At 51.4% G+C, this 26,273-nt stretch carries 26 protein-coding genes; 7 read left to right on the top strand and 19 right to left on the bottom strand.

The window, feature by feature from the left end:
* The first annotated feature begins 110 nt into the window (after positions 1-110).
* Together folX and AC2A06_RS05215 are read left to right on the top strand one after the other, a co-directional pair.
* Positions 111-494 carry a dihydroneopterin triphosphate 2'-epimerase gene (folX, locus tag AC2A06_RS05220; RefSeq protein ID WP_023491198.1) on the top strand — a complete coding sequence of 128 codons (384 nt, stop codon included), beginning with the start codon at positions 111-113 and terminating at the stop codon, positions 492-494.
* A 68-nt stretch (positions 495-562) separates the two neighbouring features.
* Positions 563-1,474 carry a TIGR01777 family oxidoreductase gene (locus AC2A06_RS05215; protein ID WP_484379586.1) on the top strand — a complete coding sequence of 304 codons (912 nt, stop codon included), beginning with the start codon at positions 563-565 and terminating at the stop codon, positions 1,472-1,474.
* Positions 1,475-1,590: 116 nt separating this feature from the next.
* Here the strand turns inward: AC2A06_RS05215 and hisP are convergent, their stop codons facing one another.
* From hisP to tctD, 16 genes are all read right to left on the bottom strand, one after another.
* Positions 1,591-2,364, bottom strand: coding sequence for a histidine ABC transporter ATP-binding protein HisP (gene hisP / locus AC2A06_RS05210; RefSeq protein ID WP_484379585.1), 774 nt, complete (start codon positions 2,362-2,364; stop codon positions 1,591-1,593).
* A 15-nt stretch (positions 2,365-2,379) separates the two neighbouring features.
* The gene (locus tag AC2A06_RS05205) at positions 2,380-3,087 is read right to left on the bottom strand and encodes an ABC transporter permease (protein WP_484379584.1); all 708 of its coding nucleotides are present in this window, start codon (positions 3,085-3,087) and stop codon (positions 2,380-2,382) included.
* Entirely contained in the window at positions 3,084-3,770 is a 687-nt protein-coding gene (gene hisQ / locus AC2A06_RS05200) for a histidine ABC transporter permease HisQ (protein WP_484379583.1), read from the bottom strand. Before hisQ ends, AC2A06_RS05205 begins: the two co-directional genes overlap by 4 nt.
* 114 nt (positions 3,771-3,884) lie before the next feature.
* Positions 3,885-4,667 carry a lysine/arginine/ornithine ABC transporter substrate-binding protein gene (locus AC2A06_RS05195; RefSeq protein WP_473197352.1) on the bottom strand — a complete coding sequence of 261 codons (783 nt, stop codon included), beginning with the start codon at positions 4,665-4,667 and terminating at the stop codon, positions 3,885-3,887.
* A 305-nt stretch (positions 4,668-4,972) separates the two neighbouring features.
* Positions 4,973-5,545: a UbiX family flavin prenyltransferase gene (locus AC2A06_RS05190; RefSeq protein ID WP_473197351.1), complete on the bottom strand. Its 573-nt coding sequence runs from the start codon at positions 5,543-5,545 to the stop codon at positions 4,973-4,975.
* 176 nt (positions 5,546-5,721) lie between these two features.
* A complete protein-coding gene (gene purF, locus AC2A06_RS05185; protein WP_473197350.1) occupies positions 5,722-7,239 on the bottom strand; it encodes an amidophosphoribosyltransferase in 1,518 nt (505 codons plus the stop codon).
* Positions 7,240-7,275: 36 nt separating this feature from the next.
* The gene (cvpA, locus tag AC2A06_RS05180) at positions 7,276-7,761 is read right to left on the bottom strand and encodes a colicin V production protein (protein ID WP_023491207.1); all 486 of its coding nucleotides are present in this window, start codon (positions 7,759-7,761) and stop codon (positions 7,276-7,278) included.
* Between the two features lie 178 nt (positions 7,762-7,939).
* A complete protein-coding gene (gene dedD / locus AC2A06_RS05175; protein ID WP_484379582.1) occupies positions 7,940-8,644 on the bottom strand; it encodes a cell division protein DedD in 705 nt (234 codons plus the stop codon).
* A complete protein-coding gene (gene folC / locus AC2A06_RS05170) occupies positions 8,645-9,910 on the bottom strand; it encodes a bifunctional tetrahydrofolate synthase/dihydrofolate synthase (RefSeq protein ID WP_484379581.1) in 1,266 nt (421 codons plus the stop codon).
* Positions 9,911-10,165: 255 nt separating this feature from the next.
* Positions 10,166-11,074 carry an acetyl-CoA carboxylase, carboxyltransferase subunit beta gene (gene accD / locus AC2A06_RS05165; RefSeq protein WP_484379580.1) on the bottom strand — a complete coding sequence of 303 codons (909 nt, stop codon included), beginning with the start codon at positions 11,072-11,074 and terminating at the stop codon, positions 10,166-10,168.
* A 178-nt stretch (positions 11,075-11,252) separates the two neighbouring features.
* Complete coding sequence (locus AC2A06_RS05160) at positions 11,253-11,915, bottom strand: DedA family protein (RefSeq protein WP_473197346.1); 663 nt, start codon at positions 11,913-11,915, stop codon at positions 11,253-11,255.
* Positions 11,916-11,983: 68 nt separating this feature from the next.
* Complete coding sequence (truA, locus tag AC2A06_RS05155) at positions 11,984-12,805, bottom strand: tRNA pseudouridine(38-40) synthase TruA (protein WP_473197345.1); 822 nt, start codon at positions 12,803-12,805, stop codon at positions 11,984-11,986.
* Positions 12,805-13,815: an aspartate-semialdehyde dehydrogenase gene (locus tag AC2A06_RS05150; protein ID WP_484379579.1), complete on the bottom strand. Its 1,011-nt coding sequence runs from the start codon at positions 13,813-13,815 to the stop codon at positions 12,805-12,807. The genes truA and AC2A06_RS05150 overlap by 1 nt, the downstream gene beginning before the upstream one ends.
* A gap of 59 nt (positions 13,816-13,874) precedes the next feature.
* Complete coding sequence (pdxB, locus tag AC2A06_RS05145; protein ID WP_484379578.1) at positions 13,875-14,996, bottom strand: 4-phosphoerythronate dehydrogenase PdxB; 1,122 nt, start codon at positions 14,994-14,996, stop codon at positions 13,875-13,877.
* A 144-nt stretch (positions 14,997-15,140) separates the two neighbouring features.
* Positions 15,141-16,556: a sensor histidine kinase gene (locus tag AC2A06_RS05140; RefSeq protein ID WP_484379577.1), complete on the bottom strand. Its 1,416-nt coding sequence runs from the start codon at positions 16,554-16,556 to the stop codon at positions 15,141-15,143.
* Entirely contained in the window at positions 16,543-17,217 is a 675-nt protein-coding gene (gene tctD / locus AC2A06_RS05135; protein WP_484379576.1) for a transcriptional regulator TctD, read from the bottom strand. Before tctD ends, AC2A06_RS05140 begins: the two co-directional genes overlap by 14 nt.
* 122 nt (positions 17,218-17,339) lie before the next feature.
* On the opposite strand from tctD, the gene AC2A06_RS05130 reads away from it, so the two are divergent.
* Genes AC2A06_RS05130 through AC2A06_RS05120 form a run of 3 tightly spaced genes read left to right on the top strand, consistent with a single transcriptional unit; the run spans position 17,340 to position 20,283 of the window.
* Positions 17,340-18,320, top strand: a complete 981-nt coding sequence (locus AC2A06_RS05130) for a Bug family tripartite tricarboxylate transporter substrate binding protein (protein ID WP_484379575.1) — start codon at positions 17,340-17,342, stop codon at positions 18,318-18,320.
* 14 nt (positions 18,321-18,334) lie between these two features.
* Positions 18,335-18,766, top strand: coding sequence for a tripartite tricarboxylate transporter TctB family protein (locus AC2A06_RS05125; protein WP_473197340.1), 432 nt, complete (start codon positions 18,335-18,337; stop codon positions 18,764-18,766).
* A gap of 11 nt (positions 18,767-18,777) precedes the next feature.
* On the top strand, positions 18,778-20,283 hold the full coding sequence (locus tag AC2A06_RS05120; RefSeq protein ID WP_484379574.1) for a tripartite tricarboxylate transporter permease: 1,506 nt from the start codon (positions 18,778-18,780) through the stop codon (positions 20,281-20,283).
* Positions 20,284-20,343: 60 nt separating this feature from the next.
* Here AC2A06_RS05120 and AC2A06_RS05115 read toward each other — a convergent pair whose 3' ends face one another.
* Positions 20,344-20,796, bottom strand: coding sequence for a rhodanese-like domain-containing protein (locus AC2A06_RS05115; RefSeq protein ID WP_484379573.1), 453 nt, complete (start codon positions 20,794-20,796; stop codon positions 20,344-20,346).
* A gap of 29 nt (positions 20,797-20,825) precedes the next feature.
* Here AC2A06_RS05115 and pdxR point away from each other — a divergent pair, with 29 nt between their 5' ends.
* A complete protein-coding gene (gene pdxR, locus AC2A06_RS05110; protein ID WP_484379572.1) occupies positions 20,826-22,325 on the top strand; it encodes a MocR-like pyridoxine biosynthesis transcription factor PdxR in 1,500 nt (499 codons plus the stop codon).
* Between the two features lie 102 nt (positions 22,326-22,427).
* Here pdxR and fabB read toward each other — a convergent pair whose 3' ends face one another.
* Positions 22,428-23,645, bottom strand: coding sequence for a beta-ketoacyl-ACP synthase I (gene fabB, locus AC2A06_RS05105; protein ID WP_484379571.1), 1,218 nt, complete (start codon positions 23,643-23,645; stop codon positions 22,428-22,430).
* A gap of 169 nt (positions 23,646-23,814) precedes the next feature.
* Between fabB and mnmC the strand changes: the two genes are divergently transcribed.
* Positions 23,815-25,842 carry a bifunctional tRNA (5-methylaminomethyl-2-thiouridine)(34)-methyltransferase MnmC2/FAD-dependent 5-carboxymethylaminomethyl-2-thiouridine(34) oxidoreductase MnmC1 gene (mnmC, locus tag AC2A06_RS05100; RefSeq protein ID WP_484379570.1) on the top strand — a complete coding sequence of 676 codons (2,028 nt, stop codon included), beginning with the start codon at positions 23,815-23,817 and terminating at the stop codon, positions 25,840-25,842.
* On the opposite strand, the gene AC2A06_RS05095 is transcribed toward mnmC, so the two are convergent.
* Entirely contained in the window at positions 25,843-26,124 is a 282-nt protein-coding gene (locus AC2A06_RS05095) for a YfcL family protein (RefSeq protein ID WP_023491233.1), read from the bottom strand.
* Positions 26,125-26,273: the final 149 nt, after the last annotated feature.

Here is a 26,273-nt window from a genome sequence, read left to right as displayed (position 1 = left end):
AACCACGGCTGAAACAGCGCCGTTTATCTTGTAACAGTGATCAATGTTTTGTCTTTCCTTATTTTCCATCTATGCTGGGTAGCAACATACTGACCTGTAGAGGACTTCCGATGCCTGTTCCGCCAAACGATGCCATTATCCGTATTAAAAACCTGCGATTACGTACTTTTATTGGTATCAAGGAAGAAGAAATCAACAACCGCCAGGATATCCTGGTTAATGTGGTGATTCACTATCCAGCCGATAAAGCCCGTCATAGTGAAGATATTGCCGATGCCCTCAATTACCGCACGATCACTAAATCGATCATTCGCCATATCGAAGATAACCGTTTCGCTTTATTGGAAAAATTAACTCAAGATGTGCTCGATATCGTGAAACAACATCCTTGGGTCACCTATGCTGAAGTGGAAATAGATAAATTGTTGGCCCTGCGTTATGCCGACTCGGTCTCGATGACCTTGAGTTACTGCCGGGAGCCCTCCTATACTTAAACTGATTCAGAGAGATAAATTATCTCTCTGAATAACAGCCTATTTATACCTATCAGGGAGATCCGCCCATGAAGATCCTGATTACCGGCGCAACAGGATTGATCGGTAGCCACCTCACCAGGCAGCTTCTGCATCTTTCGCATCAACTCACCTTATTGACCCGTAATATCAGTAAAGCGCGGGAAAAATTCGGTGATACCGTGAGCTATTGGTCTTCGCTGGATGAACAACGTTCTCTGGATGGATTTGATGCGGTGATCAACCTGGCAGGAGAACCCATTGCGGATAAAAGGTGGAGTGCAACACAAAAAGAGCGCCTGTGCCGTAGCCGCTGGGAACTGACTGAACGGCTGGCGGGCTTGATCAAGGCCAGCTCCCTCCCCCCTACGGTACTGATTTCTGGCTCCGCAGTGGGCTATTATGGCGATCAGGGCCAATCGGTAGTGCCCGAAGATGAGCCACCCCAGCAGGGGTTTACTCATCAACTCTGCCAGCGTTGGGAGGCTCTGGCACTTCAGGCACAAAGTAGCCACACTCGAGTCTGCTTGCTACGTACCGGTATTGTAATGGCCCCCAAAGGGGGCGCATTGGCAAAGTTAATCCCCCTGTTTCGTTTAGGCTTGGGTGGGCCAATAGGTAATGGCCGCCAATATATGCCCTGGATCCATATTGACGACATGGTCAATGCCATCATTTATCTGTTGGACCATCCTTCACTGTCCGGTCCATTTAATATGGTGGCCCCTTACCCAGTGCACAATGAGCAATTCAGCGCCATCTTGGCTAATGTGTTGGCTAGACCCGCCTTTCTGCGTACCCCGGCATTTGCCATACGCTTACTGATGGGGGAGGCCTCAGTACTGGTTCTCGAAGGGCAACGGGCGATACCAAGAAAATTGGAGGCGGCGGGTTTCAAATTCCACTTTATGGAGTTGGAGCAGGCACTGGATGATGTGGTTAATCGCCAGTCACAACGTTAGAATTTATTGAGAGCTTTACCATTCAAGTCGCTGGACCAAAATATTCAACGTTTTGGTCCAGCAAAAAGGTGACCCATTTAACCAACACCACCTTCAAATAATGACCATCACGGCGTTTACTTCAGTGACCCGGAAAGGAACTGCTGTAAACGGGCACTTTTCGGATGATCGAACAGTTCGTCTGGTGAGCCTTGCTCTTCAATCACGCCCTGATGCAAGAAAATAACGTGGTTGGACACATGGCGTGCAAAACCCATCTCATGGGTCACCACCACCATGGTTTTCCCCTCCTCCGCCAGCTTTTGCATGATGCGCAACACCTCCCCCACCAGTTCCGGATCCAAGGCGGAAGTCGGTTCATCGAACAATAAGACTTCCGGTTCCATCGCTAGTGCCCGGGCAATCGACACCCGTTGCTGTTGACCACCAGAAAGGTGGACGGGATATTTAATCCGCGCGCGTTCATCAATGCCGACCTTCTCCAGATAGCGCACTGCTCGCTCAAAGGCTTGCGCTTTACTCAAGCCTAATACCTGAATAGGAGCCTCCATGACATTCTCCAACACGGTCATATGGCTCCATAAGTTAAAATGCTGGAATACCATGGTTAGCCGGGTACGTAACCACTGCAGTTGCTTACTATCCGCAACTTTTAAGTGACCATTACGATCACGTACCATGGAAATATCTTTATTGTTTAGTCTGATACTTCCCTCGGTGGGTTTTTCCAGAAAATTAATGCAGCGTAAAAACGTACTCTTCCCCGAGCCAGATGAACCAATAATACTGATCACATCCCCGGCGTTCGCCGCCAGAGAAACGCCTTTCAATACCTCATGGTCACCATAACGTTTGTATAATCCACTGACGGCTAATTTATTTTCAGACATGACTATTTCCGCCATTTATCGATGAGTAACATGTGCCATCCAACGCTTCTCCGCTTTACGGAACAGACTGATCAACACGTAAGAGATAATCAAATACAGTGCTGCTGCAATGCCGAAGGCATAAAAGGGTTGGTACGTCGCCGCATTAATATCACGCGCAATCTTCAACAAATCCGGTACCGTGGCGGTAAACGCTAATGCCGTCGAGTGCAGCATCAGAATCACTTCATTGCTGTATGCCGGTAATGCGGTACGCAGTGCTGAAGGTAAAATAATGCAGCGATACTGTTTAAAGCGCGAAAAACCATAGGCTTTGGCAGCTTCAATTTCACCTTCGGGTACCGAACGGATTGCCCCAGCAAAAATCTCGGTGGTATAGGCACAAGTATTCAGTGTCAGTGCCAAAATGGTGCAGTTAAGTCCACTGCGGAAAAATGCGTTCAGCAGTTCGGTGCCACGCACCATCTCCAAGCTGTACACCCCAGAATAAAACACCAGTAGTTGTACATACAGCGGAGTGCCGCGAAACACATAGGTATACAGCCAAACGGGAAGACTCAGCCAGCGAACAGAAGAGACTCGCGCCACCGCCATCGGGACTGCCATTAGCCCCCCCATCACCACCGATGAAATCAGCAACCATAACGTCACCGCCACACCAGTAAAACGGTAGCCATCAGTCCACAGTAGTTGTTGCCAATACTGTTGCAAGATGTCGATCATAGCTCAACCCTTTTGACGCCCAGTGAATAACGCCGCTCAAGCCACAGCAAGACACCATTAGAAAGGGTGGTGAAAAGCAGATAGACCGCCCCAGCAACAATGGCGTAGAAAAAAGGCTGGTAGGTGCCTTTTCCCGCCAACTGTGTCGCTTTTACCAGGTCATTCAAACCCAGGATCGACACCAATGCGGTTGCCTTCAGGATCACCTGCCAGTTGTTGCCAATGCCAGGTAACGCAAAACGCATCATCGCCGGGAACAGAATACGGCGAAAAATTTGCCCTTTGGAAAGACCAAACGCCGTGGCCGCCTCAATTTGCCCCCTCGGTACTGCCAGGTAGGCACCACGGAAAGTTTCCGTAAAATAGGCACCGTAGATAAAGCCCAAGGTAATAATACCGGCACTTAAAGGGTCTATATCGATCTGCGCAAAACCCAGTGACTCCGTCACGCTATTCAAGGCAATCTGCAAGCCATAAAAGATCAGCAGCATCAGCACCAAGTCAGGGACTCCGCGGATCAGCGTGGTATAGGCACCGAATATTGTTGAGATGATAGGGTTGGACGAAAGCTTACCGCCAGCACCGAACAAGCCGATCGCCACCGCCAACAGAACGGAACTGAGGGCCAGCTCCAGTGTCACCAGAGCCCCCTCGAAGATCAATAGAGGATAGCCTTGTAGCATTTCTTTTATCCTGTTTTGATTGGCTAAGAACCGCCACAGCTTGTCGGCGGTTCCCGAGATCATACCAGCCTATTGAAGCTCACCCAGTGGCTTCAACATGAGACAGGACGAGAATTAACCACCATAGATATCAAAATCAAAGTACTTCTTGGCCAATTTATCGTAAGTGCCATCTTGGCGCATTTCAGCAAAAGCCTTATCCAATGCTGCTTTCAACTCGGTTGCATCCTTGCGTAGCCCCATACCAGTACCGACACCAAAGTATTTGTCATCTTTGACTGACTCACCCGCAAAGGCATAATCCTTACCCATAGGTTGCTGAAGGAAGCCATAACTCCCCGCCACCTCATCCTGGAACGCCGCATCAATACGCCCGGAAGCTAAATCTGCATAGGCTAAATCCTGGTTCTGATAAGGGACCACCGTGATGCCTTTAGGCTGCCAAAAAGCGTTAGCATAAGCCTCTTGTGTGGTTCCTTGTAACACCCCCACACTCTTGCCTTGCAGTGCTTCTATGGTGGGTAAAATCGTTGAACCTTTCGGTGCGATCAGGCGTGAATTAGCGGCAAATAATTTGTCGGTAAAGGCGATTTCCTGTTGGCGCTTTTCAGTAATGGAGAGTGAGGAGAGAATTGCGTCAATTTTTTTCGCTTTCAGTGAAGGGATAAGCGCATCAAAATCGCTCTCGACAAAAGTGCACTGGATATTCGCCCGTTTGCACATCTCTTTAGCCAAATCGATATCAAAACCCACCAATTCACCCTGCGCATTTTTGGATTCAAAAGGAGCATAAGTTGGGTCAGTACCAATTTTTATTGTCGTGGGCAAAGCAGCCAAAGCACTACCCATCGCCCCCAGCAGTAACACTAAGGGAAGAGCCTTAACAAGATTTTTCATAATATTCCTCGATTAGATTTTTCCGATGTCCACACAGAGGTGACCTTTTTCCGGTACCAAGGATGCAGCAATCATGCCATTTCTTGTTACAGAACACGATAAGCCATTGACTCTGCACCTATTCCATTCACTGGCGTGAATCTCACAGGACGCGGTTGGTGAAATAGACCGTTGTTTGAGTCTAGCCCTTCTCACCTTGGGTAAACACCCGTATGAAAGCATGGTGCAGCAGAACTATTATGGTGCATAGGTGGCACTAAATCAGTGCAACGCTGCAAAAATGTATAGATTTAATTGTAAATTTGTTAATTAACGCCTTGCCAGCGCGTAAACAGGTCTTGCGGCAGTTCAATATCAAACTGGTCGATAACCCGGTTCACGGTTTGATCAATGATATCGTCAAGGGTTTGTGGGCGATGATAGAAGGCAGGCACCGGTGGCATAATCACCGCCCCCAACTCCGCTGCCTGAGTCATTAAACGCAGATGGCCAAGATGCAGGGGGGTTTCACGCACGCAGAGGACCAAGGGCCGCCGTTCTTTCAGCACCACATCAGCAGCACGGGTCAATAACCCATCCGTATAGCTGTTGACGATGCCAGATAATGTTTTGATTGAGCAAGGCAGGATCACCATGCCCATGGTTTTGAAAGAACCCGAAGAGATGCTGGCGGCAATATCGCGCGAATCATAGACCACATCCGCCAGCGCTTGTACATCACGCAGATTTAACGAGGTCTCCAGTGCTAACGTCTGGCGCGCCGCTTGACTCATCACCAAATGGGTCTCAACCCCTTCCACACTGCGCAAAACTTGCAGCAAACGCACACCATAGATGGCGCCACTGGCACCAGAAATTCCGACAATGAGTTTTTTCATAACACGAGTCTCTGCCTGGAGATAGGCCGCTAGCATAGCTGAATTGGGGTAGACTTTGCAGCCCCCCAGCAGAAGGGATGGTGAGTGAGCTCTATGCTAGACCCGCATCGCCATTCAAGCTGCAGCAATGTAGGCTGCAACTTGAATGAACCGGAATATAGCAGCCCGATTAGCGATTAGCCTTCATTGTGCATTTCCAGATTTTCCGCTTCGGTTTGGCCGCGCAACGCTTTGGCATCATCATTGCGCAATGTCTCCAGATACTCCAGATAGCCTTGGTCGACATCTTTGGTGACATAAATACCGTCAAACACCGAGCATTCAAACTGAGTGATATCTGGGTTCTCTTCCCGAACCGCGTCGATCAAATCAGTCAGATCCTGGAAAATCAACCCATCGGCACCAATCATCTTGCGGATTTCATCCACTTCACGCCCATGAGCAATCAGCTCTGAGGCGCTCGGCATATCAATACCATAGACATTGGGGAAACGGATTTCCGGTGCCGCAGAGGCCAAATAAACCCGTTTGGCTCCCGCATCACGGGCCATCTCGACAATCTGCTCAGAGGTCGTGCCACGCACGATGGAGTCATCCACCAATAACACGTTCTTGTCACGAAACTCAGCACGGTTGGCGTTCAGCTTGCGACGTACCGACTGGCGGCGCACTTGCTGACCCGGCATGATAAAAGTACGGCCCACATAACGGTTTTTAACAAATCCCTGGCGATAAGGTTTTCCCAGAATATGGGCAATTTCCAGCGCAATATCGCAAGATGTTTCCGGGATTGGGATCACCACATCAATGTCCAGATCTTCCCATTCGCGGGCAATCTTTTTACCCAACTTCTGCCCCATACGGACTCGCGCACTATAGACCGAGATTTTGTCCATAAACGAATCTGGACGGGCAAAATAGACATACTCAAACAAACAGGGGTGGTTTTTAGGATCTTCAGCACACTGGCGGGTGGCAAGCTGCCCCTGATCACTGACATAGACCGCTTCACCAGGTGCAATGTCACGCAAGAACTCAAAACCTAATGTATCCAGCGCCACGCTCTCGGATGCCACCATATATTCACAGCGCCCATCATCCAATGTCCGCTTGCCAATCACCAGCGGGCGAATACCATTAGGATCACGGAATGCCACCAGACCATGGCCGATAATCATCGCCACACAGGCATAGGCACCGCGTAATTGCTGGTGCATTGCCGCAATGGCAGTAAAAATATTATCAGCTTCCAGCGGGGTGTGCTGGAAACGGTCAAGCTCAGTGGCTAACACATTCAGTAGGATCTCCGAGTCGGAGGTCGTATTGATATGACGGCGACCAGTTTCAAGCAGTTTCTGGCGCAGTTCATGGGCATTCGTCAGATTGCCGTTGTGTGCCAGCGTAATACCGAATGGCGAGTTGACATAGAATGGTTGGGCTTCTGAAGCACTGGAGCTGCCTGCAGTAGGATAGCGCACATGGCCAATGCCCATGTTACCCTGCAAACGCTGCATATGACGTGCTTCAAACACATCTTTCACCAAGCCATTGGCCTTACGCAGACGAAACCCGTTATAGGCATCAATCGTTACGATGCCAGCGGCATCCTGCCCACGGTGCTGAAGCACTGTCAACGCATCATAAATAGACTGGTTTACCGGCATAAAACCGGCGATACCAACAATACCGCACATGTTGTCTTTTCCTCTAAGCCGTTACCGCCCCGGTAGCTAGGGGGGTAATAAACTCGACGTGCTTTGCAGATAGTCAAAGAACCAAGTGATGATGGGCTTGAAATAGGGGATAAATTGCGACTGTTTCCAATCCGCACTTTGTGACAAGGTGGTGAAGGTATCCAGAAAAAACAGGAGCGCCGCCACAATCAATACGCCACGCAATGCGCCAAAACAGACACCTAACACGCGATCAGTACCCGATAACCCGGTCTTATCAACCAATGTACCGATCACGTTGTTAACAATAGCGCCCACAATCAACGTTGCGATAAATAATAGGGCTATCGCAACGCCATTCCGCACCAGTTCATCTTCTAAACGAGTGAAATAGGCTGCAAGGTAAGGGTAAAAATGGCTGGCTATAAAAAACGCACATCCCCATGTCACAAGTGACAATGCTTCGCGTACAAAACCTCGGACCAGGCTGACCAAAGCCGAAAATCCAATCAACGCTATAATGACGTAATCAATCCAGACCATGAACTATTCCAATGATGAATCGCCCTTGCATCTCATTCGCGGCGAATTCTAACAGAAAAAGAAAACGTTTGCGTAGCGGATTTCCCGCCACATTAAAAATATAACGCGGCGAAAAAAACCTGAACGCCATGCCATTCACCTTCAGTGTTTGCCGCCAACAGAGAGCAGTTCAGCCCCATCAACGAACACTGTACGGCTTCACCTGACCACTCAACCCACTAATGGCATTGAGTTCAGCCAAAGATGACTGCAATTTCTGCTTCGATGCATCAGGCCCCACATAGATCCGGGTAATCACCCCTTGAACCGGTGTCGAAGGCACTGTATAGGCCCGGTAGCCAGACAAACGTAATGAAGCGACAATTTCATTGACCTTGGCGGCATTTTTCAACGCACCTAACTGCACCACATAGGCCTGCCCCACCGGTGCTTTTTCTTCGGTTGCGGGTTTAGGCTGCGGTTTGGTTTCAGGCTTCACTTCCGGTTTCGGTTCAACCACTGGCTTGGGTTTCACCTCTGCTGGCTTGGTTTCCTGCTGCAGCGAGGGTTGAATCGGTTGACTGGTTGCCGGAGGCACCACAACTGGTGCCGATTGCTGCTGCTGAGTATTTTGTCTGGCGGCCTGTTGGGCTGCCGCTTCTACCGCTGCCTGCTGTTCAACCAATGCCCCCGCCCCTTCAGGGGGGTGAGAAGGTAATGGTTGTGACGCTGGCGGGATCATGTCAGCTTCATGGGAGTCACCGGGTTTGGGTACCAGGGGAATAGCGGCAAACTCATCTTCATAATGCCTTTTTTTGCCATCCAGCAAACCCGGCAGAATGATGACCCCTAAGGCGACCAAAATCACCGTGCCAATCAGTCGATTCTGAAATTTACTTGCCACTCACACTCCCCGCCCCTCGTCTATAGCTGCCATCACCGGTGCTACCGTATGAAATGAGCCGCAGACGATCACAATATCTTGAATATCTGCTTGCTGCATAGCCTGGCGCCAGGCAGTTTCAACATCATCAAACTGTTGTGGCTGCACTAAATATTGTGCCAGTTGTTCTGCACTTGCCCCTCTTGGGCCATCCAACGATGCGCAGTACCATATATCCACTACTTCACTCAGGCAAGCCAACGTAGCGGCGATATCTTTGTCCGATAGCATCCCCACCACCGCACGAACCTTGCCACCGTTACGTGGCAATTTTGCCAGTTGACGCGCCAGATAGCTTGCAGCATGCGGGTTATGAGCCACGTCCAGGATCACCCGTGGGTTGTGCTGTACAGTTTGAAAACGCCCAGGCAGCGTAGCCTGCTGTAAGCCACTGAAAATGGCTTTCTCATCAATGTCTAATGTTGAGTAGTATAACGCTGCCAACGCGGTTGCCGCATTGGCCAAGGGCACATTAGGCATCGGCAACTCAGTCAGGCTGGTGCCCTCCCCTTGCCACTGCCAACGCTCCCCTTGTTCACTGAACACCCAGTTGTCACCACTGCGATACAAGCGGGCCCCCAGCTCCTCAGCCACTTGCCCAATACTGTGAGGCATATCCGGTTCACCGACCACAGCAGGTTTGCCACCACGGAAAATACCCGCTTTTTCACGGCCAATACTTTCACGATCGCACCCCAACCAGTCAGTATGGTCCAGCGCAATACTGGTCACTACCGCCACGTCAGCATCAACAATGTTGGTGGCGTCAAGACGCCCGCCGAGCCCCACTTCGAGGATGACGACATCAAGTCTAGCTTGTTTAAACAGGTATAATGCCGACAGGGTACCAAATTCGAAATAGGTCAACGAGGTTTCACCGCGACCGGCCTCAATAGCGGCAAATGAACGGCAGTGTTCCGTTTCGCTGAGTTCCTCCCCCTGGATACGCACCCGCTCGGTATAGCGCACCAGATGCGGGGAGCTATAAACCCCTACCCGTAACCCGGCGGCTAACATAATGGCCTCCAACGTGCGGCAGGTAGTACCTTTGCCGTTGGTGCCGGCCACCGTAAACACCGTCGGAGCCGGCGTAAGCAGATCGAGTTGGGCGGCAACGTGCCGTACACGATCCAGACCGAGTTCTATCGCTTGGCTATGCAGATGTTCCAGATAGTAGAGCCACGTATTCAGGGGTGCCGTAGCTTGGGGAGTTTGGTGGTTTTGCATACATCCTATCACTGACTTTAGGTTCAAAATCCGTCAGGTGCGCCTCTTAAGTCAATCCAAGAGGGCATTCCGTGATATACCCGTCGCCATTCAAGCTGCAGGGTTGTTGGCTACTCTCATTCACCCTAGTCACATAGTTTTCTATGCTCCTAGGGACTCACTCCTTTGCCGCCTACCTGCAACTTGATTGAACTTGGGTATAACCATAAAGTGACGACGACCCCGCTAATGGCGACACGCAGGGTCTGACATACCTTAGGCGTTGGCCTGGTTTTCCTCTGCGGCTAGCGGAGCAACACCATCAAAATCTGGCAGGGGTTGGTTAGTCAACATGGAAATGATGTTTGCCAGAGTCCGGCGCATTTCTGGTCGACGAACAATCATATCGATCGCGCCCTTTTCAATCAGGAACTCACTGCGTTGGAAACCTGGCGGCAGTTTCTCACGCACTGTCTGCTCAATAACACGCGGACCGGCAAAACCAATCAATGCTTTAGGCTCGGCGATATTGATATCCCCGAGCATCGCCAGACTGGCGGAAACGCCCCCCATGGTCGGGTCAGTCAACACCGAAATATAGGGCAGACCACGTTCCTGCAATTTGGCTAACGCCGCACTGGTTTTGGCCATCTGCATCAGCGACATCAACGCTTCCTGCATACGCGCGCCACCACTGGCAGAGAAGCAGATCAATGCGCAGTTATCTTCCAAGGCTTGCTCAACCGCACGCACAAAGCGGGCACCCACCACGGAAGACATCGAACCACCGATAAAGGCGAATTCAAACGAAGCGGCGACGATGGGCATACCGTAAAGTGTCCCCTTCATTACCACCAGCGCATCTTTTTCACCCGTGGCTTTTTGCGCCGCACTCAGGCGATCTTTATATTTTTTAGAATCCCTGAACTTGAGAACGTCTTTCGGCTCCAGTTCACTCGCCACCTCAACCTCGCTACCTTGATCCAGCAAGGAATGCAAGCGCATACGCGCAGACATGCGCATATGGTGATCACACTTGGGGCACACTTCGAGATTACGTTCCAACTCAGCACGATAAAGAACCTGACCACAGCTAGCGCATTTGGTCCAGACCCCTTCAGGAATGCTCACCTTATTGGTTTGAGTCACATTACTTTTGTTAAGAATTCGTTCAATCCAGCTCATTGATGACCTTTCTGTTTGAACCAGGCAGATGCCAGCCCGCTGTTTATGCGATAACCACCACCAGACCTCTGGCTATAGGCGGGTTCACAAAAACAGACCATAGATACTGCTTATTAAACCATATCGGCCCGATACTGTAGACAAAAAACTGCGTTAACTGACGGGTTAACCGTTGCTTTTACTGTTTTTGCTGCCGAGCTGCCGCACGTTTATGGCGCCAAATCTCAATAATACCCGGCAGAATTGAAACCACAATGATGGCAACAATCAATAGTTTCAAGTTTTCTTGCACTATCGGTAAATCCCCGAACAGGTAGCCCGCATAAGTAAACAGCAATACCCAAACCAGTGCGCCAACCACGTTATAAGCGGCAAAATGGCGATAGTTCATATGCCCCATACCCGCCACGAAGGGGGCGAAGGTACGCACAATAGGCACAAACCGTGCCAGGATAATGGTTTTACCACCATATTTTTCATAAAACTGGTGAGTTTTATCCAGATAACTGCGGCGGAAAATTTTGGAATTGGGATTGGTAAACAGCTTTTCACCGAACAAACGCCCAATGGTATAGTTCACCGCATCGCCAAGCACCGCTGCCACCACCATCAAAGCGACCATGGTATGAACATTGAGATCATTAGATGGTAACGCCGCCAAAGCTCCGGCAACAAACAGCAGTGAGTCCCCTGGCAGGAACGGGGTAACCACCAATCCCGTTTCACAAAACAGGATCAAAAACAAAATGGCATAAACCCAGACGCCATATTGCGCCACCAACTCGGCTAAATGCACATCAATATGCAGAATAAAATCAATGATAAACTTGATAACGTCCATAAACTCTCTCATTTTAACCGGGTAACGCTACCCAGTACTAAATACTTATCTATCTACTATCTGACGGTTTAATCGTCAGCTAAAAACAACGGCCCCAACGGGGGGCGAGGTAACGCAAAACGCTCTGGGTAATCCACCGCCACCAGATACAAACCGTCTGGCCGTGCCGTGGCGGCTGCCAGGTTGCGATCTTTCAACGCCAACAGTTCGGCTATCCAGCTCTCTTCCTGGTTACCACACCCCACTTCCAACAAGCTTCCAACAATATTTCGCACCATATGATGAACAAATGCGTTGGCTTTGATATCCACCAGGATATAGCCACCATAACGCGAAACCTTCACCTGTTTTACATTGCGCCATGGCGTGCGTGACTGGCATTGCACTGCACGGAATGAGGTAAAGTCATTCTCACCCAATAAAGCCTGGGCGGCGCGATGCATCCGTTCAGCATCCAGCGGGTGATAAAAATGCGTTACCCCCTGCTGCATAATCGCCGGACGGTAGCGATGATTATAGATGATGTAGCGATAGCGGCGCGCGGTGGCACTGAAACGCGCATGAAAATCGCTGCTCACTCCCTGAACCCAACGCACCGCAATATCTGGCGGCAAATGCGTATTGACGCCCATTGTCCAGGCAGCATCCTGACGACGCGCCGTGGTTTCAAAATGCACCACCTGCCCTGTGGCATGCACCCCGGCATCAGTACGCCCGGCGCAAAATACGCTGATTGGCGCATCGGCCACTTTACTTAACGCCTGCTCCAGGCAAGCCTGCACACTGGTGACTTCCTGCTGGCGCTGCCAACCATAATAACGACTACCATCATATTCAACCCCCAGCGCAATTTTCAGCATTGGCGGGAGAATGGGTGACTCTGCAGACATCAGTACATCTGCTCCTGCAACAAGCGTTCTGCGGTTTCAACAGCCATCAAGGCACCACCAAAGCGCACATTATCGGCCACTGACCAAAACTGCAGCATTTCCGGGATACCATAATCCTGCCGCAGACAACCAATACTTAACACCTCACTCCCGGAAGCTTCCGTCACCTGTGTCGGGTAGTCGTCATCTTCACTCAGTTGAATATCATCGGCTTGCTCTAGTTCACCGCGTGCCTCTTCAACTGTCAGCGGACGCAAGGTTTCCACATGCACCACTTGTGCATGACCGTAAAATACCGATGTTTGCACACAACTGACGGAAATCGGCAAGCCGGCGTCTTGCAACACTTTACGCACCTGGTCAACGATAAGACGCTCTTCCCGCACGCTCCCCTGTTCATCACTGATCAGAGGTAACAGGTTGAAAGCCAACTGCTTGGCAAAGATACCGGGTTCAGCAGGAATGCCGTTAAGCAAACGCGCACTCTGCCCAGCCAGCTCATCCACCGCCAGTTTACCGCGTGATGAAGCTGACATCAGCGTCGTTACCTGTAAACGGGAAAGACCCGCCTGTTCGGTCAGCGGTTTAATCGCGGTCAGCAATTGGCTGACCATGCTGTCGGCTATCGCCACGATATTGCGGTTACGATAATCCGCCAATACCTGCGGGTTGACACCGGGTACCACTAACGGAACATCTGGTTCCAAGGCAAAGTAACCACTGGTATCAATCACCAGGCAGCCCATATTGGCCGCCTCATCAGCATAACGTGCCGCCGCCTCGCTGCCGGCAGCAAAAAAAGCCAGTTGCACCTGCGACCAGTCAAACCCTTCGGCATTCTCTACCAATATCGATTTGCCGTTAACGCGAACCGTCGCACCAGCACTGCGCTCACTGGCTAAAGGAAACAGCTCACCCAACGGAAACTGGCGCTCCTGTAACAATTCCAGTAACGCCTCACCAACGGCACCTGTGGCACCGAGCAGAGCTATGTTCCAACCATCAGACATGGGATGTTCTCCAGAGTATCTATTTATATGGCGACAGGGATTTCACCTTGCGCCACCGTTTAGCGAACAGAAAAACCGAGTCGCTGCAACAGTTCAGCACTGGCACTGTCATCACACTGTACCCGCAGTGATGACCATTCCCGTCGATCCGGGTAATACTTGCGCAGGCGATCAAATTCACCGGGCAGCCCGGCAACCTGGCGCAATGGCGCATCGTCGCGGCGCACATCATACACCAAGTGAATCAATCGTTTTAATTTCCCTTCATCCAACGGACCGTGGCAACAGATCTCATTGAACTCCGCCACCGGTAACAGCGACGACAGCTCAATATCCTGGGGTTGCCCCAGGTGTTGGGCCAACGCGGCAAACACCTGTGTGGTCCCGCGCGCCTTGCCTTCCAGCGAATAACCGGCGATATGGGGGGTAGCAATATCCGCCCACTCCAGTAGTGGTACGCAAAGATCCGGTTCCGGTTCCCAGACATCCAGCACCGTGCTCAACCTTTTTCCGCGCTCTAATGCTTTCAGCAACGCGGCATTGTGCACCACCGCACCACGGCTGGCATTAACCAGGATCCGCTCATCCGGCAGCGCATCCAGCAGATCGGCATCCACCAGATGCAGCGATTTATAAGGCCCGGTTTTGTTCAATGGGGTGTGGAAGGTGAGAATGTCTGCTTCTGCCACCAGTTTTTCCAGTGGCCAAAATTCACCACTCTCCCCACGTTCGGCACGGGGAGGGTCGCACAACAGGGTACGTACCCCTAATGCCTTGAGGCGCGCATCAAGGCGAGAGCCCACATTGCCCACGCCAACAATCCCCACCGTTTTATCACGCAAATGGAAACCATCCCGCTCTGCCAAGAACAGCAAGGCAGAAAACACATACTCCACCACCGCGATGGCATTACATCCAGGGGCCGCTGAAAATCCAATCCCCGCCTGCTGCAACCAGGCTTCATCCACATGATCGGTGCCTGCAGTGGCGGTGCCAACAAAGCTGACTCGCGTCCCGGCTAACAATGCCTGATTCACTTTTGTCACGGAGCGCACCATCAGTGCATCGGCTTCAGCCAGTGCCTGCTGCGGGATAGGCCGCCCAGGAACCGCCTGCACCTCTCCCAGGCACCCAAACAGTTCCAACGCATAGGGCATATTTTCATCAACCAGGATCTTCACGTTTATCTCCCATCATCTTGCAATCGCCCTATTCTATACCCAAGCGCCATTAAGTTGCAGGCTGGCATCGACAGAAAAGTGGATCAAGTTTCAAGAAGCCGAGCAGTGCCCGCATTGCGCGGAGCAAGGCAGTTTTTTTGCGGTTCAAAGAGCCGTAGGGATAAAACGGACAGATACCAGCAAGCCCCCTAACGAATCAGCTCGGGAGAGTTCCAGATGGGTGCCATGATAGGTGCAGATATCGTTCACCAATGCTAACCCCAGCCCAGCACCAGGCTGATCACCGACATTATCCAGGCGATGGAAGGGTTGCAAGGCCGCCACCCGCTGTTCCTGAGCAATACCCGGCCCACTGTCTTCAATTTCTAACTGAATAAACTCGCTAGTCATTCTCACTCGCGCAGTGACCGTTCCGCCGCAGGGTGTATATTTCAAGGCATTATCGAGCAAGTTGGCACATAATTCGGCCAGCAATAGCGCCTCTCCCGCCACCCAACAGGCATCAACACCTTCATACCCCAAATCGATCTGTTTACTGCGTGCCTGGGGTAAACATGAAAAGCAGGTATCACGCAATATTTGTACTAAATTCACCGGCTGTAACTGATGGTTAGCCTGTTGACCATCGCTCTTCAGCCGAGAGAGAGACAAAAGACGCGCGGTGAGCGCAATAGTGCTGTCTAGCGTTGCATTCATCCCTTGCAAGCTCTCACGCCATTGTTCCGGTTGATCACTGGCCAAGGCGACGCCAACCTGAGTTTTCAGTACCGCCAAAGGTGTGCGTAATTGATGCGCGGCATCAGCGCTAAACCGCTCTTGACGTGCCACCATCAAGCGTAACCGTTCGATATAGCGGTTAAATGCCAACAGTAAGGGGCGCATTTCAGACCAAGGTAAAACCATGGGTAGTGGTGTCAATTCTCCCGGATCGCGGCGCAACATCAGGCTGGAAAGTTTGCCTAAGGGTTTTAATACTTGTTTCAGTAAAATAAAGGCCAACGCCAAGGTCAAAATGACCACGCCCCCCTGACTGAGCAGCGCGCTTAACAGCATTTGTCGTGCCAGATAATGGCGCGACACCAAGGTTTCTGCCACCAGAATGGTGACTACCCCCATAACACCCGCTTCATTAACTGGCTGAAAAAGGGCCGCCACCCGGATCGGCTGGCCACGATATTGCGCATCATAAAAATGCACCAATGCCGGATAAAGCTCGGAACGAGAGGTTTTCTGTGGCATCGGTGGCAAGTCGTTATAACCTGAAATCGTAGTTCCCTGCGGCGAGATCACCTGATAATACAAACGGTCATTCATATTACGTTCGAAGCTATCCAGCACCACATAAGGGACATCCACCTCCAGTTTCTGGTTACGCACCACCACCCTTTCCGCCACCGTCCGAGCGGAAGCCAACAAGGTACGATCATAGGCTAATCTGGCGGCATTCATGGCGCTAAAATAATGGATATAGATTGAAACGCTGCCCAGCACCAACAAGGGTAAACCGAAGAACAACATTAATTGATAAAACAGTGAGCGCGGTGCCTTAAACCACTTCATTGCACAACTCCAGGCTGTACCCCAGCCCTCTTAAGGTCATAATCGCCACATTGCTACCCAGCAATTTCTTGCGTAAGCGATGCACATACAATTCGATACTTTCAGGGTTGGCTTGATCATTGAGGGTAAAAACTTGTTCAAATAACTGCATTTTGGCAACCGGCCGGCCACGACGATGTATTAACACCGTCAATACCGCCAGCTCACGCGGGGTCAGTGCCAGCGGTTGACCGTCCAAGGCAAAATAACCTTCATGGTGATAAGTGAGTGCACCGAACTCCAACACCTGTTGCGTAATACCGACACTGCGGCGCAGTAACGCACGGATCCTGGCCTCTAGCTCATCAAGCTCAAACGGTTTGGTAAGGTAATCATCAGCGCCCAGATTCAGCCCTTTCACACGATCAGTGACCTCCGTTCGCGCGGTCAGAAGCAATACCGGTAATGCCTGACCACGCTTACGTAAACGTGCCAACAGTTGAAAACCATCCAACCGTGGCAGGGCGACATCCAATACCACCAGCGCATACTTTTCGTTTAATAGCAGATGGTCTGCAACCACACCATCCAAAGCGACATCCACAGCAAACCCCAGTCCGGTGAGGGCTTTCTGTAACCAGTGTGACAACTCCGGGTGATCCTCTACAAGCAAGAGACGCATATCACATCCTGTCAATTTTTCCCGACGGTGAAAGGTAAATGAAAGGTAAATGTTTTAACAAGATATTAACTACCTGTCAGGTGGCGATATCACAAACTGAAATAAAACCAATAGGGAAAACCATGAAAAAAATAATGACTCATACCTTTACCGCCGCACTGCTGTTGTTAGCTGCCAATCAAACCTGGGCCGTTGACGCACCAGGACGTACCGAATGTATCGCCCCGGCCAAGCCGGGTGGTGGGTTTGATCTCACCTGTAAACTCCTTCAGGTTTCATTACAAGAAACCAACGCCATCAGCAAACCAATGCGCGTCACCTATATGCCCGGCGGCGTTGGTGCGGTGGCCTATAACGCGATTGTCGCCCAGCGACCAGCAGAATTTGGTACCGTTGTCGCATTCTCGGGCGGTTCGTTACTGAATCTGTCACAAGGCAAATTTGGCCGTTATGACGTTAATGATGTGAAATGGCTGGCGGCGATAGGCACGGACTATGGTGCCATTGCTGTGCGTGCGGATTCCCCCTACAAAACACTCAACGATCTGATGGAAGCCTTCAAAAAGGATCCTAACGCGGTGGTATTTGGTGCTGGTGCTTCTATTGGTAGCCAGGATTGGATGAAAACAGCCTTGCTAGCGCGGGAAGTAGGTATCGACCCTCACAAGATGCGCTATGTCGCCTTTGAAGGGGGCGGCGAACCGGTCACCGCACTGCTCGGTAACCATATTCAGGCCGTATCCGGTGACCTAAGCGAAATGGTGCCCTATTTGAATGGCGATAAACTGCGCGTACTGGCGGTCTATGCTGAACAACGTCTACCCGGGGATCTTGCCTCTGTTCCCACCGCTAAAGAGCAAGGATACAACCTGGTATGGCCTATCATCCGTGGCTTTTATATGGGGCCTAAAGTGAGCGAGGCCGAATATCAATGGTGGAGCGATACTTTCAAGAAATTGGTCGAAACCGAGGAGTTCAAAAAACAACGTAATTTACGCGGTCTGTTTGAATTCAATTTAACGGGGCCAGAACTGGATGCCTACGTAAAACAACAGGTTAACCAATACCGTGAAATGGCTAAATCATTTGGTCTCGCCAAATAACCCAGGAACATGCCATGAGTGAACGTATTTTTGCCGGTTTATGGTTGTTGCTGTGTCTCGCTGGTCTGTTTGTCGGCTGGAATATTCAAAGTGAATATAGCTATGAACCGCTGGGGCCACGCCCCTTTCCGCTGGTTATTCTAAGCCTGATGGCCTTGTGTGCCGCCTTATTGTTATTCAGTAAGCCACAAGTGATCGCTTGGCCGCACCATAAAGTCCTGCAACGCCTGCTGGTCTTGGTCATCACCTTGGTGCTTTATGCCTGGGGTTTCGAATGGCTCGGCTTCCCTCTGGCCACCACCCTGCTGACCTTCAGTATTGGCATGCTATTCCAAGCCAGCCTGATTGCAGCGCTGATCTCTGGCGTTATCATGAGCATTTCACTGTTCTACGCCTTTGATTATTTACTTGATGTCACGCTGCCACTCGGCATTTGGCTAAGTTAACAGGAGCTATGATGGAAACCTGGCAATATTTATCACAAGGTTTTGAAGTGGCTCTGCTACCACAAAATCTGGTCATTGCACTGATTGGTTGCTTCGTCGGTACCATCGTCGGGTTATTACCGGGTCTTGGGCCAATTAACGGCGTGGCAATCTTGCTGCCGTTGGCCTTTGCACTAAAATTACCCGCCGAATCGGCTTTGATTCTGCTGGCGACGGTGTATATCGGTTGTGAATACGGTGGGCGTATCTCTTCAATTTTGCTGAATGTCCCTGGGGATGCTGCCGCCATCATGACCGCACTGGATGGTTACCCAATGGCGCAACAAGGACGTGCCGGGGTGGCGCTGTCTATCTCCGCCGTCAGTTCTTTTTTCGGTTCACTGATCGCCATCAGTGGAATTATTCTGTTTGCCCCCATCCTGGCCCGCTGGTCGCTGGCATTTGGTCCGGCAGAGTACTTCGCTTTAATGGTATTTGCTATTGCTTGCCTGGGCAGCATGATGAGTCAAAACCCATTGAAATCGCTGCTGGCGGCGTTGATCGGCCTGGGCTTAGCCACCGTAGGGGTCGATGCCAACACCGGGGTTTATCGCTTTACCTTCGACAGCGTACACCTTTCCGATGGCATTCAATTTATCGTGGTGGTGATCGGTTTGTTCTCTGTCAGTGAAATCCTGCTGATGCTGGAAAATAGCAGTGGCGGGCAGAAATTGATCCGGAAAACTGGGCGTATGCTGTTTAACCGTAAAGAGGCTGCAGAGTGCGTTGGCCCGACCCTGCGTTCATCGGTGATTGGCTTTTTCGTCGGTATTTTACCGGGGGCCGGAGCTACCATCGCCAGTGCGCTAACTTATATGACAGAGAAAAGGATCAGCGGTAACAGCGACTCATTCGGCAAGGGCGATATTCGCGGTGTCGCAGCACCGGAGGCGGCCAACAACGCCTCCGCCTGTGGCTCGTTTATCCCGATGTTAACCTTGGGGGTCCCAGGCTCCGGTACTACCGCGGTAATGTTAGGCGCATTAACGCTCTATAATATTACCCCGGGCCCGGCGATGTTTACCGAACAACCCGATATCGTCTGGGGGCTGATTGCCGCACTGCTGATCGCCAACGTCATGCTACTGATTATGAACATTCCGTTAATCGGTCTGTTCACCCGCATGTTGAACATTCCATTGTGGCTGCTGGTTCCCGCGATTGCTACCGTCTCGGCAGTGGGTGTTTATGCGGTTCACAGTACTACCTTCGATTTACTGTTGATGGTAGGGCTCGGGGTGTTTGGCTATATTCTACGGAAATTGCACTTTCCCATGTCGCCACTGATCCTGGGTTTTGTGCTGGGTGAAATGCTGGAGCAGAACCTGCGCCGTGCGTTATCTATCAGTAACGGTGAGTTTGCTATTCTGTGGAGCAGCCCGATTGCGCAATGTCTCTTAGTGCTGGCGGTCGCCGTCTTGATCTTGCCACCGGTGTTGCGCAAACTTCGCCAACGCCGTTTATCCACTGCTGAGTAAATAGAGAACAAGTAACCCAAATTGGCGGGATACTCCGCCAATTTAATCAACCTTATGCGGTTAGCAGCCGCACGCCAGATGACTTTCTTCACCTTGCATGCTGCCCGGCTGATCACCCAGCGCTAACGGATGACCATCACGCTGCCAGAAATCCAACCCGCCTATCAGCTCTTTCACCCGCAAGCCGAGTTTTGCCAACTTGTAAGCCCCGTTAGTCGAGCCGTTACAGCCAATGCCATCACAATAGGTCACATAAACTTTGCTCCGGTCGAGATGGCGAGTAGCGGTTTCATTCATTAGACGATGGGGGAAACTGATTGCCCCGGGGATATGCCCTGCACCATACAAAGCCTCGGATCGCGTGTCGATCACCACAATATCGCCAATGCCATTACGCAGATCTGCTGCCACATCGGCAGAATCCGTGTAATAGCTCAGCTTTGCGGCCAAGTAGTTTTGACTCTCGGCTGCCGTTGGTGGGGGAAAAGCTAACACTAGTGAAACGTCGCCCATGGTCATTGCTCCTGTCTGGCTAAAATTTAATGACAATTTTGCCTGATTTTGGTCTTATCAATAAGACCCATTTAGCCAGCACAATAAGACCAATGACACGCCAGATACTGATTCCCTTGTTTCAACAGGCAAAAAACACTGCAGGAACACGACGTGAACAGGTGTGCAGTAGTTTACGCAATGCCATTCATAGTGGGGCACTGCCTCTCGGGCAACGCTTGCCTTCATCCCGAGTGCTGGCCGCTGATTTGAATATTTCACGTGTTACTGTCGAATCTGCTTATTCACAACTGGAAGCGGAGGGGTATCTGCAGCGTAAAGTGGGGGTGGGTACCTATGTTTCAATCAAAATTATCAAGCCGCCCAAGACGCCTCGACCTTCTCGGTTATTACAACTTTCTCAGCGCGGTAACCAAATTGTCCAAACCGGGGGTTGCCAGGACCCACTACAACCACAAGCCTTTGCCGCCAGCTCACCAGAACTGCGCGCTTTCCCACTGAAACTATGGAAGCAGATCACCAACCAACAATTACGCATCAGAGGGGAGCAATTACTGCGCTACGGTGATCCACAAGGCTACCGACCACTGCGCGAGGCCATTGCCGGTTACCTTGGTCAGACGCGCGGAGTGAACTGTGATGCACAGCAGGTCATCATCCTCACCAGTTCACAACAAGCATTACAGTTAATTGCCACCTTGTTACTCGACCATGGTGATGATGTGTGGATGGAAGAACCTGGGTACGTGGGGGCGAGAAATGCCTTTATCAGTATCGGTGCCAATCTCATCCCCGTCAGCGTCGATCAGGATGGGCTACAACCCAATAATGCCCTCCCTGCTCCACGTTTGATCTACGTAACACCGGGCCACCATTATCCCACTGGTGTCGCGCTGAGTCTGGAAAGGCGCTTGATGCTGTTAGAGACTGCACGGAAAAACCATGCCTGGATTATTGAGGATGATTACGACAGCGAATTTCATTACACCGGTCAACCGATGCCTGCACTGCAAGGGGTTGATAACCACGGTTCGGTGCTGTACGTCGGCACCTTTTCCAAAACATTGTTCCCATCACTACGCTTGGCTTATCTGGTTGTCCCGCCGACGTTAGTTAATGCATTCACTACCGCACGCACCCTGTATGACGGGCATAGCAACCAATTGATGCAAGCGGTAACGGCAGAGTTTATTCAACAAGGGTATTTTGCCGCGCATATTCGCTATATGCGCCAGCTTTACCACAGCCGTCGTGATTGGTTGTTAACTCAAATCGAGCAGCATTTGAAGCATATTGCTACGCCACAAGCGGCGAGTGGGGGTTTACAGCTCACGGTATGGCTACCCACGGGTCAAGAAAGCGCGTTAACCAGGCAGGCACAACAATTGGGCGTTATCACCCCCCCGCTATCCAGGCAGTATCAAACGACTGCGGCACAACGTGATGGTTGGTTGCTTGGGTTTTCTGCATTAACGCCGGGTGAAATTAGCTTGGCAGTTGAACGACTCAGCAGAATCAAACTGCCTTAATCAGAGGGAAACCGCTACGCTCACCTGAGCACAGCTAAAAAAAGTTCAGGCACGGTAAACCGTGCCTGATAACTCTATACATTGACTGCGAATAGCGCTTGATTACGCCAGTTTACGCATCACCAATGTCGCGTTAGTCCCGCCGAAACCGAAGCTGTTGGACATCACAGTGGTCAATTCACGCTTAGTCGGTTCGGTGACAACGTTCATGCCCACCGCTTTCTCATCCAGGGTCTCGATATTGATGCTCGGTGCAATAAAACCATGCTCCAGCATCAGCAGGCTGTAAATTGCTTCCTGCACACCCGCAGCACCCAGTGAGTGGCCGGTCATCGCCTTGGTGGCCGAAAGCGCCGGGACCTGATCACCAAATACTTCACGGATAGCCCAGAGCTCTTTAACATCACCAACCGGGGTTGAAGTACCGTGTACGTTAATGTAATCGATTGGGGTATCCACACCACTCATTGCCAATTGCATACAACGCACCGCACCTTCACCGGATGGTGCCACCATATCAGCACCATCAGAAGTGGCACCGTAGCCCACCACCTCGGCATAGATATGCGCACCACGGGCCAGAGCATGTTCCAGCTCTTCAACCACCACCATACCGCCACCACCGGCGATGACGAAGCCATCACGGTTGGCATCATAGGTGCGAGAGGCTTTCTCTGGCGTGTCGTTATATTTGGTCGACAGGGCACCCATCGCATCAAACTCGCAGGCCATTTCCCAGCACAGTTCTTCACCGCCACCGGCAAACACAATATCCTGTTTACCCATCTGGATCTGTTCTACCGCATTACCAATGCAGTGAGCAGATGTGGAACAAGCAGAGCTGATTGAGTAGTTGACGCCATGGATTTTAAACGGAGTCGCCAGACAAGCAGAAACACCGGAAGCCATCGCTTTGGTGACCACATAAGGGCCAACCGCTTTCAGGCCACGTGGGCTGCGCATGGCATCGGCACCGAACACTTGAAAACGGGGTGAGCCACCGCCTGAACCAGCCACCAGGCCAACACGCGGGTTGTTCTGATAAACCGACTCCTCTAGCCCAGCAGATTGAATCGCCTCCTGCATAGCCAGATAAGCATAAATCGAGGCATCGCTCATAAAGCGAACCACTTTACGGTCAATCAGGCCAGTGGTATCGAGCTTAACATTGCCCCATACGTGACTACGCATGCCTGAATCTTTCAGCTCCTGAGAGAAGGTGATCCCAGAGCGTCCTTCCTGCAAACTTGCCAGAACTTCCTGCTGGTTGTTACCAATGCTGGAGACGATTCCCAAGCCAGTAATCACTGCACGTTTCATTCGGTACCTCTTCCACTATTTCACATTCGGGATTTTGTTCGCACTTTAGCGTACAGTTGTACGCCGAACAAGTCCGATCAGAATAATTCTCTATTAATACCATCTTGTTTGCACCGCTACCCGCCCCTGGTTAAAATCACCCCATCCCTTGAATAACGAGCCTCTTACCGTGAGCCATGCCCCCATCCAACCCGCAGCATTAAGCTGGAATGAACAGGGTACACCTGTTTCGAAACAGTTTGATGACGTCTATTTTTCCAATCAGGATGGGTTACAAGAAACCCGTTATGTGTTTCTTGCCGGTAACCGATTACCGCAACGTTTCACTGAGCACCCCCGCGCTCTATTTATTGTCGCTGAAACCGGTTTTGGCACCGGGCTGAATTTTCTTGCCCTGTGGCAAGCATTTGCCGATTTCCACCACCACCACCACCACCCTGCGGCCCACTTGCAACGGTTACATTTCATCAGTTTTGAAAAATTCCCTTTGCAGCAGGCTGATCTGGCTGCCGCCCATGCACAATGGCCGGAGTTGGCCCCTTTCGCCGATGAATTGCGCAGCCAATGGCCATTGCCTTTACCTGGCTGCCACCGTCTGCTGCTTGCCGAAGGGCGCATCACGCTCGACCTGTGGTTCGGTGATATCAATCATTTGTTACCGCAGCTTGACAGTAGTATGAATGGTCAAATTGATGCCTGGTTCCTTGATGGTTTCGCACCGTCAAAAAACCCCGATATGTGGAGCGATGCGTTATTTGCCGCCATGGCACGTTTTGCCCGCCCGGAAGGGAGTTTTGCGACCTTTACCGCAGCAGGATTTGTGCGGCGCGGATTGCAACAGGCGGGTTTTAATGTCACCCGCAGTAAAGGGTTTGGCCAAAAACGTGAGATGCTCACCGGGCAATTACCGGTTAACACCCCGACTGTGGCACATCAGGCCCCTTGGTTCCTGCGCCCGGCGGCAAAAAACCGTGATGATATCGCCATTATTGGCGGTGGCATCGCCAGTGTACTCACCGCTTTAGCCTTGTTACGCCGTGGCGCCAAGGTGACGCTCTATTGTGCCGATACCCGCCCTGCCACGGGGGCCTCTGGCAACCGCCAGGGCGCACTCTATCCGTTATTGAATGGTTCGGGTGATGAGCGAGAAAACTTCTTCAGCAACGCCTTTCTCTTCGCCCGCCGCCAGTACGATGCTCTGTTACAGCAAGGGGTCAGATTCGATCATCAATGGTGCGGCGTCAGCCAGTTGGCTTATAACCAGAAAAGTGCCGCCAAGATTGCCAAAATAGTAGCCACTGACTGGCCCCCGGCCTTGGTGCAAGCTGTTGATCACCCCACTCTGAGCCATCTCTGCGGCATTGATAGCGGCGTTGGTGGTATTTATTACCCCTTGGCAGGGTGGCTATGCCCAGCAGACTTGACTACCGAGGCCATGGTTCTGGCGCAACGGCAAGGATTGCACTGCTACTATCAGCATCGGCTCACTGATTTACAGCCGCTGGCTGAAGGCTGGCAACTACTTTTTGCCAATGGCGAAGCACGGCAACATGCCACGGTGATCCTGGCGAATGGCCACCAACTCTCCACCTTGGCGCCCTGCGCCGCACTACCGATCTATGCAGTGCGCGGCCAGGTTTCACATATTCCAACCACCCCAGCCTTAAGTGCATTAAAACAGGTGCTGTGTTACGAAGGTTATCTGACACCGGTCAACCCGCGCCATCAACAGCACTGTATCGGTGCCAGTTACCAGCGCGGCATATCAGAAACGCACTACAGTGAAACAGAACAGCAAGAGAACCGTACACGCCTGCTGCGTTGCCTGCCGCAACTGTCATGGCCGCAGCAGGTCGATATCAGTGACCAGCAAGCACGCTGTAGTGTACGCAGCGCCACCCGTGACCATATGCCCATGGTCGGTGCGGTGCCAGACTATGCCGCCACATTGGCGCTATACAGTGATTTGCAGCAGCAACGGCAAGGTGGGGAAACCATTGCCCCAGCACCGCTCTATTCGGGGTTATTTATGATTAGCGGGTTGGGTTCACGCGGCCTGTGCTCTGCGCCCTTGGCCGCAGAAATCCTGGCGGCCCAGTTGTTTGCTGAACCATTACCTGGCGATGCTCAGATGCTGGCAGCGCTAAACCCAAACCGCATGTGGATCAGAAAATTATTAAAGGGACGGGAGGTTTGACTAGTTAGCCTGCAACGCGGCTTGATACAGCTTCTGCCACATCTCCAAGACTAACACTTGGTCGGGCGGGGAAAGTTCCCCGGCCTTGATGGCTTTATCCAGGCTGCTCTGCACCCGTGCGTCGAGTTGTTCGGCACGCTGCTCCCCTTGTTGTTCCGACTCAGCTACCGCCAAAGTCAGATGACCGCGTAAGTAGCCACCAGCAAATAGCTCATCATCGCTGGCCTGTTCTACCCTATCATCAATCAGTGCCAGAATGCGTGTTTCGAACTCTGCGATCATCTTATTTCCTCTTGTCGCGCTTATGATTCAAATGACATAACGATGGCTGCCACTTAAATCGGTCATGGGTTACGTCAGTTAATACCCGTCGCCATTCAAACTGCAGCGGTGTTGGCTACCTTTATTCACCCCAGGAACGATCTCGTGTA

It is taken from the genome of Serratia sp. HNCC26DJ244 (genome assembly GCF_057180565.1).
Note: the sequence above shows the minus strand (reverse complement) of the source record. Positions and strands in the feature narration are given on the sequence as shown.

Excerpts from the sequence above, each read along its gene's own strand:
- AC2A06_RS05140 (WP_484379577.1), bottom strand. The coding sequence starts at position 16,556 with ATGAAGTGGTTTAAGGCACCGCGCTCACTGTTTTATCAATTAATGTTG.
- AC2A06_RS05215 (WP_484379586.1), top strand. The coding sequence starts at position 563 with ATGAAGATCCTGATTACCGGCGCAACAGGATTGATCGGTAGCCACCTC.
- pdxR (WP_484379572.1), top strand. The coding sequence starts at position 20,826 with ATGACAATTTTGCCTGATTTTGGTCTTATCAATAAGACCCATTTAGCC.
- AC2A06_RS05115 (WP_484379573.1), bottom strand. The coding sequence starts at position 20,796 with ATGGGCGACGTTTCACTAGTGTTAGCTTTTCCCCCACCAACGGCAGCC.
- fabB (WP_484379571.1), bottom strand. The coding sequence starts at position 23,645 with ATGAAACGTGCAGTGATTACTGGCTTGGGAATCGTCTCCAGCATTGGT.
- AC2A06_RS05195 (WP_473197352.1), bottom strand. The coding sequence starts at position 4,667 with ATGAAAAATCTTGTTAAGGCTCTTCCCTTAGTGTTACTGCTGGGGGCG.
- AC2A06_RS05125 (WP_473197340.1), top strand. The coding sequence starts at position 18,335 with ATGAGTGAACGTATTTTTGCCGGTTTATGGTTGTTGCTGTGTCTCGCT.
- truA (WP_473197345.1), bottom strand. The coding sequence starts at position 12,805 with ATGTCTGCAGAGTCACCCATTCTCCCGCCAATGCTGAAAATTGCGCTG.
- purF (WP_473197350.1), bottom strand. The coding sequence starts at position 7,239 with ATGTGCGGTATTGTTGGTATCGCCGGTTTTATGCCGGTAAACCAGTCT.
- tctD (WP_484379576.1), bottom strand. The coding sequence starts at position 17,217 with ATGCGTCTCTTGCTTGTAGAGGATCACCCGGAGTTGTCACACTGGTTA.
- hisP (WP_484379585.1), bottom strand. The coding sequence starts at position 2,364 with ATGTCTGAAAATAAATTAGCCGTCAGTGGATTATACAAACGTTATGGT.
- AC2A06_RS05160 (WP_473197346.1), bottom strand. The coding sequence starts at position 11,915 with ATGGACGTTATCAAGTTTATCATTGATTTTATTCTGCATATTGATGTG.
- cvpA (WP_023491207.1), bottom strand. The coding sequence starts at position 7,761 with ATGGTCTGGATTGATTACGTCATTATAGCGTTGATTGGATTTTCGGCT.
- AC2A06_RS05190 (WP_473197351.1), bottom strand. The coding sequence starts at position 5,545 with ATGAAAAAACTCATTGTCGGAATTTCTGGTGCCAGTGGCGCCATCTAT.
- AC2A06_RS05150 (WP_484379579.1), bottom strand. The coding sequence starts at position 13,815 with ATGTCTGATGGTTGGAACATAGCTCTGCTCGGTGCCACAGGTGCCGTT.
- AC2A06_RS05130 (WP_484379575.1), top strand. The coding sequence starts at position 17,340 with ATGAAAAAAATAATGACTCATACCTTTACCGCCGCACTGCTGTTGTTA.
- AC2A06_RS05120 (WP_484379574.1), top strand. The coding sequence starts at position 18,778 with ATGGAAACCTGGCAATATTTATCACAAGGTTTTGAAGTGGCTCTGCTA.
- accD (WP_484379580.1), bottom strand. The coding sequence starts at position 11,074 with ATGAGCTGGATTGAACGAATTCTTAACAAAAGTAATGTGACTCAAACC.
- AC2A06_RS05095 (WP_023491233.1), bottom strand. The coding sequence starts at position 26,124 with ATGATCGCAGAGTTCGAAACACGCATTCTGGCACTGATTGATGATAGG.
- folC (WP_484379581.1), bottom strand. The coding sequence starts at position 9,910 with ATGCAAAACCACCAAACTCCCCAAGCTACGGCACCCCTGAATACGTGG.
- hisQ (WP_484379583.1), bottom strand. The coding sequence starts at position 3,770 with ATGCTACAAGGCTATCCTCTATTGATCTTCGAGGGGGCTCTGGTGACA.
- folX (WP_023491198.1), top strand. The coding sequence starts at position 111 with ATGCCTGTTCCGCCAAACGATGCCATTATCCGTATTAAAAACCTGCGA.
- AC2A06_RS05205 (WP_484379584.1), bottom strand. The coding sequence starts at position 3,087 with ATGATCGACATCTTGCAACAGTATTGGCAACAACTACTGTGGACTGAT.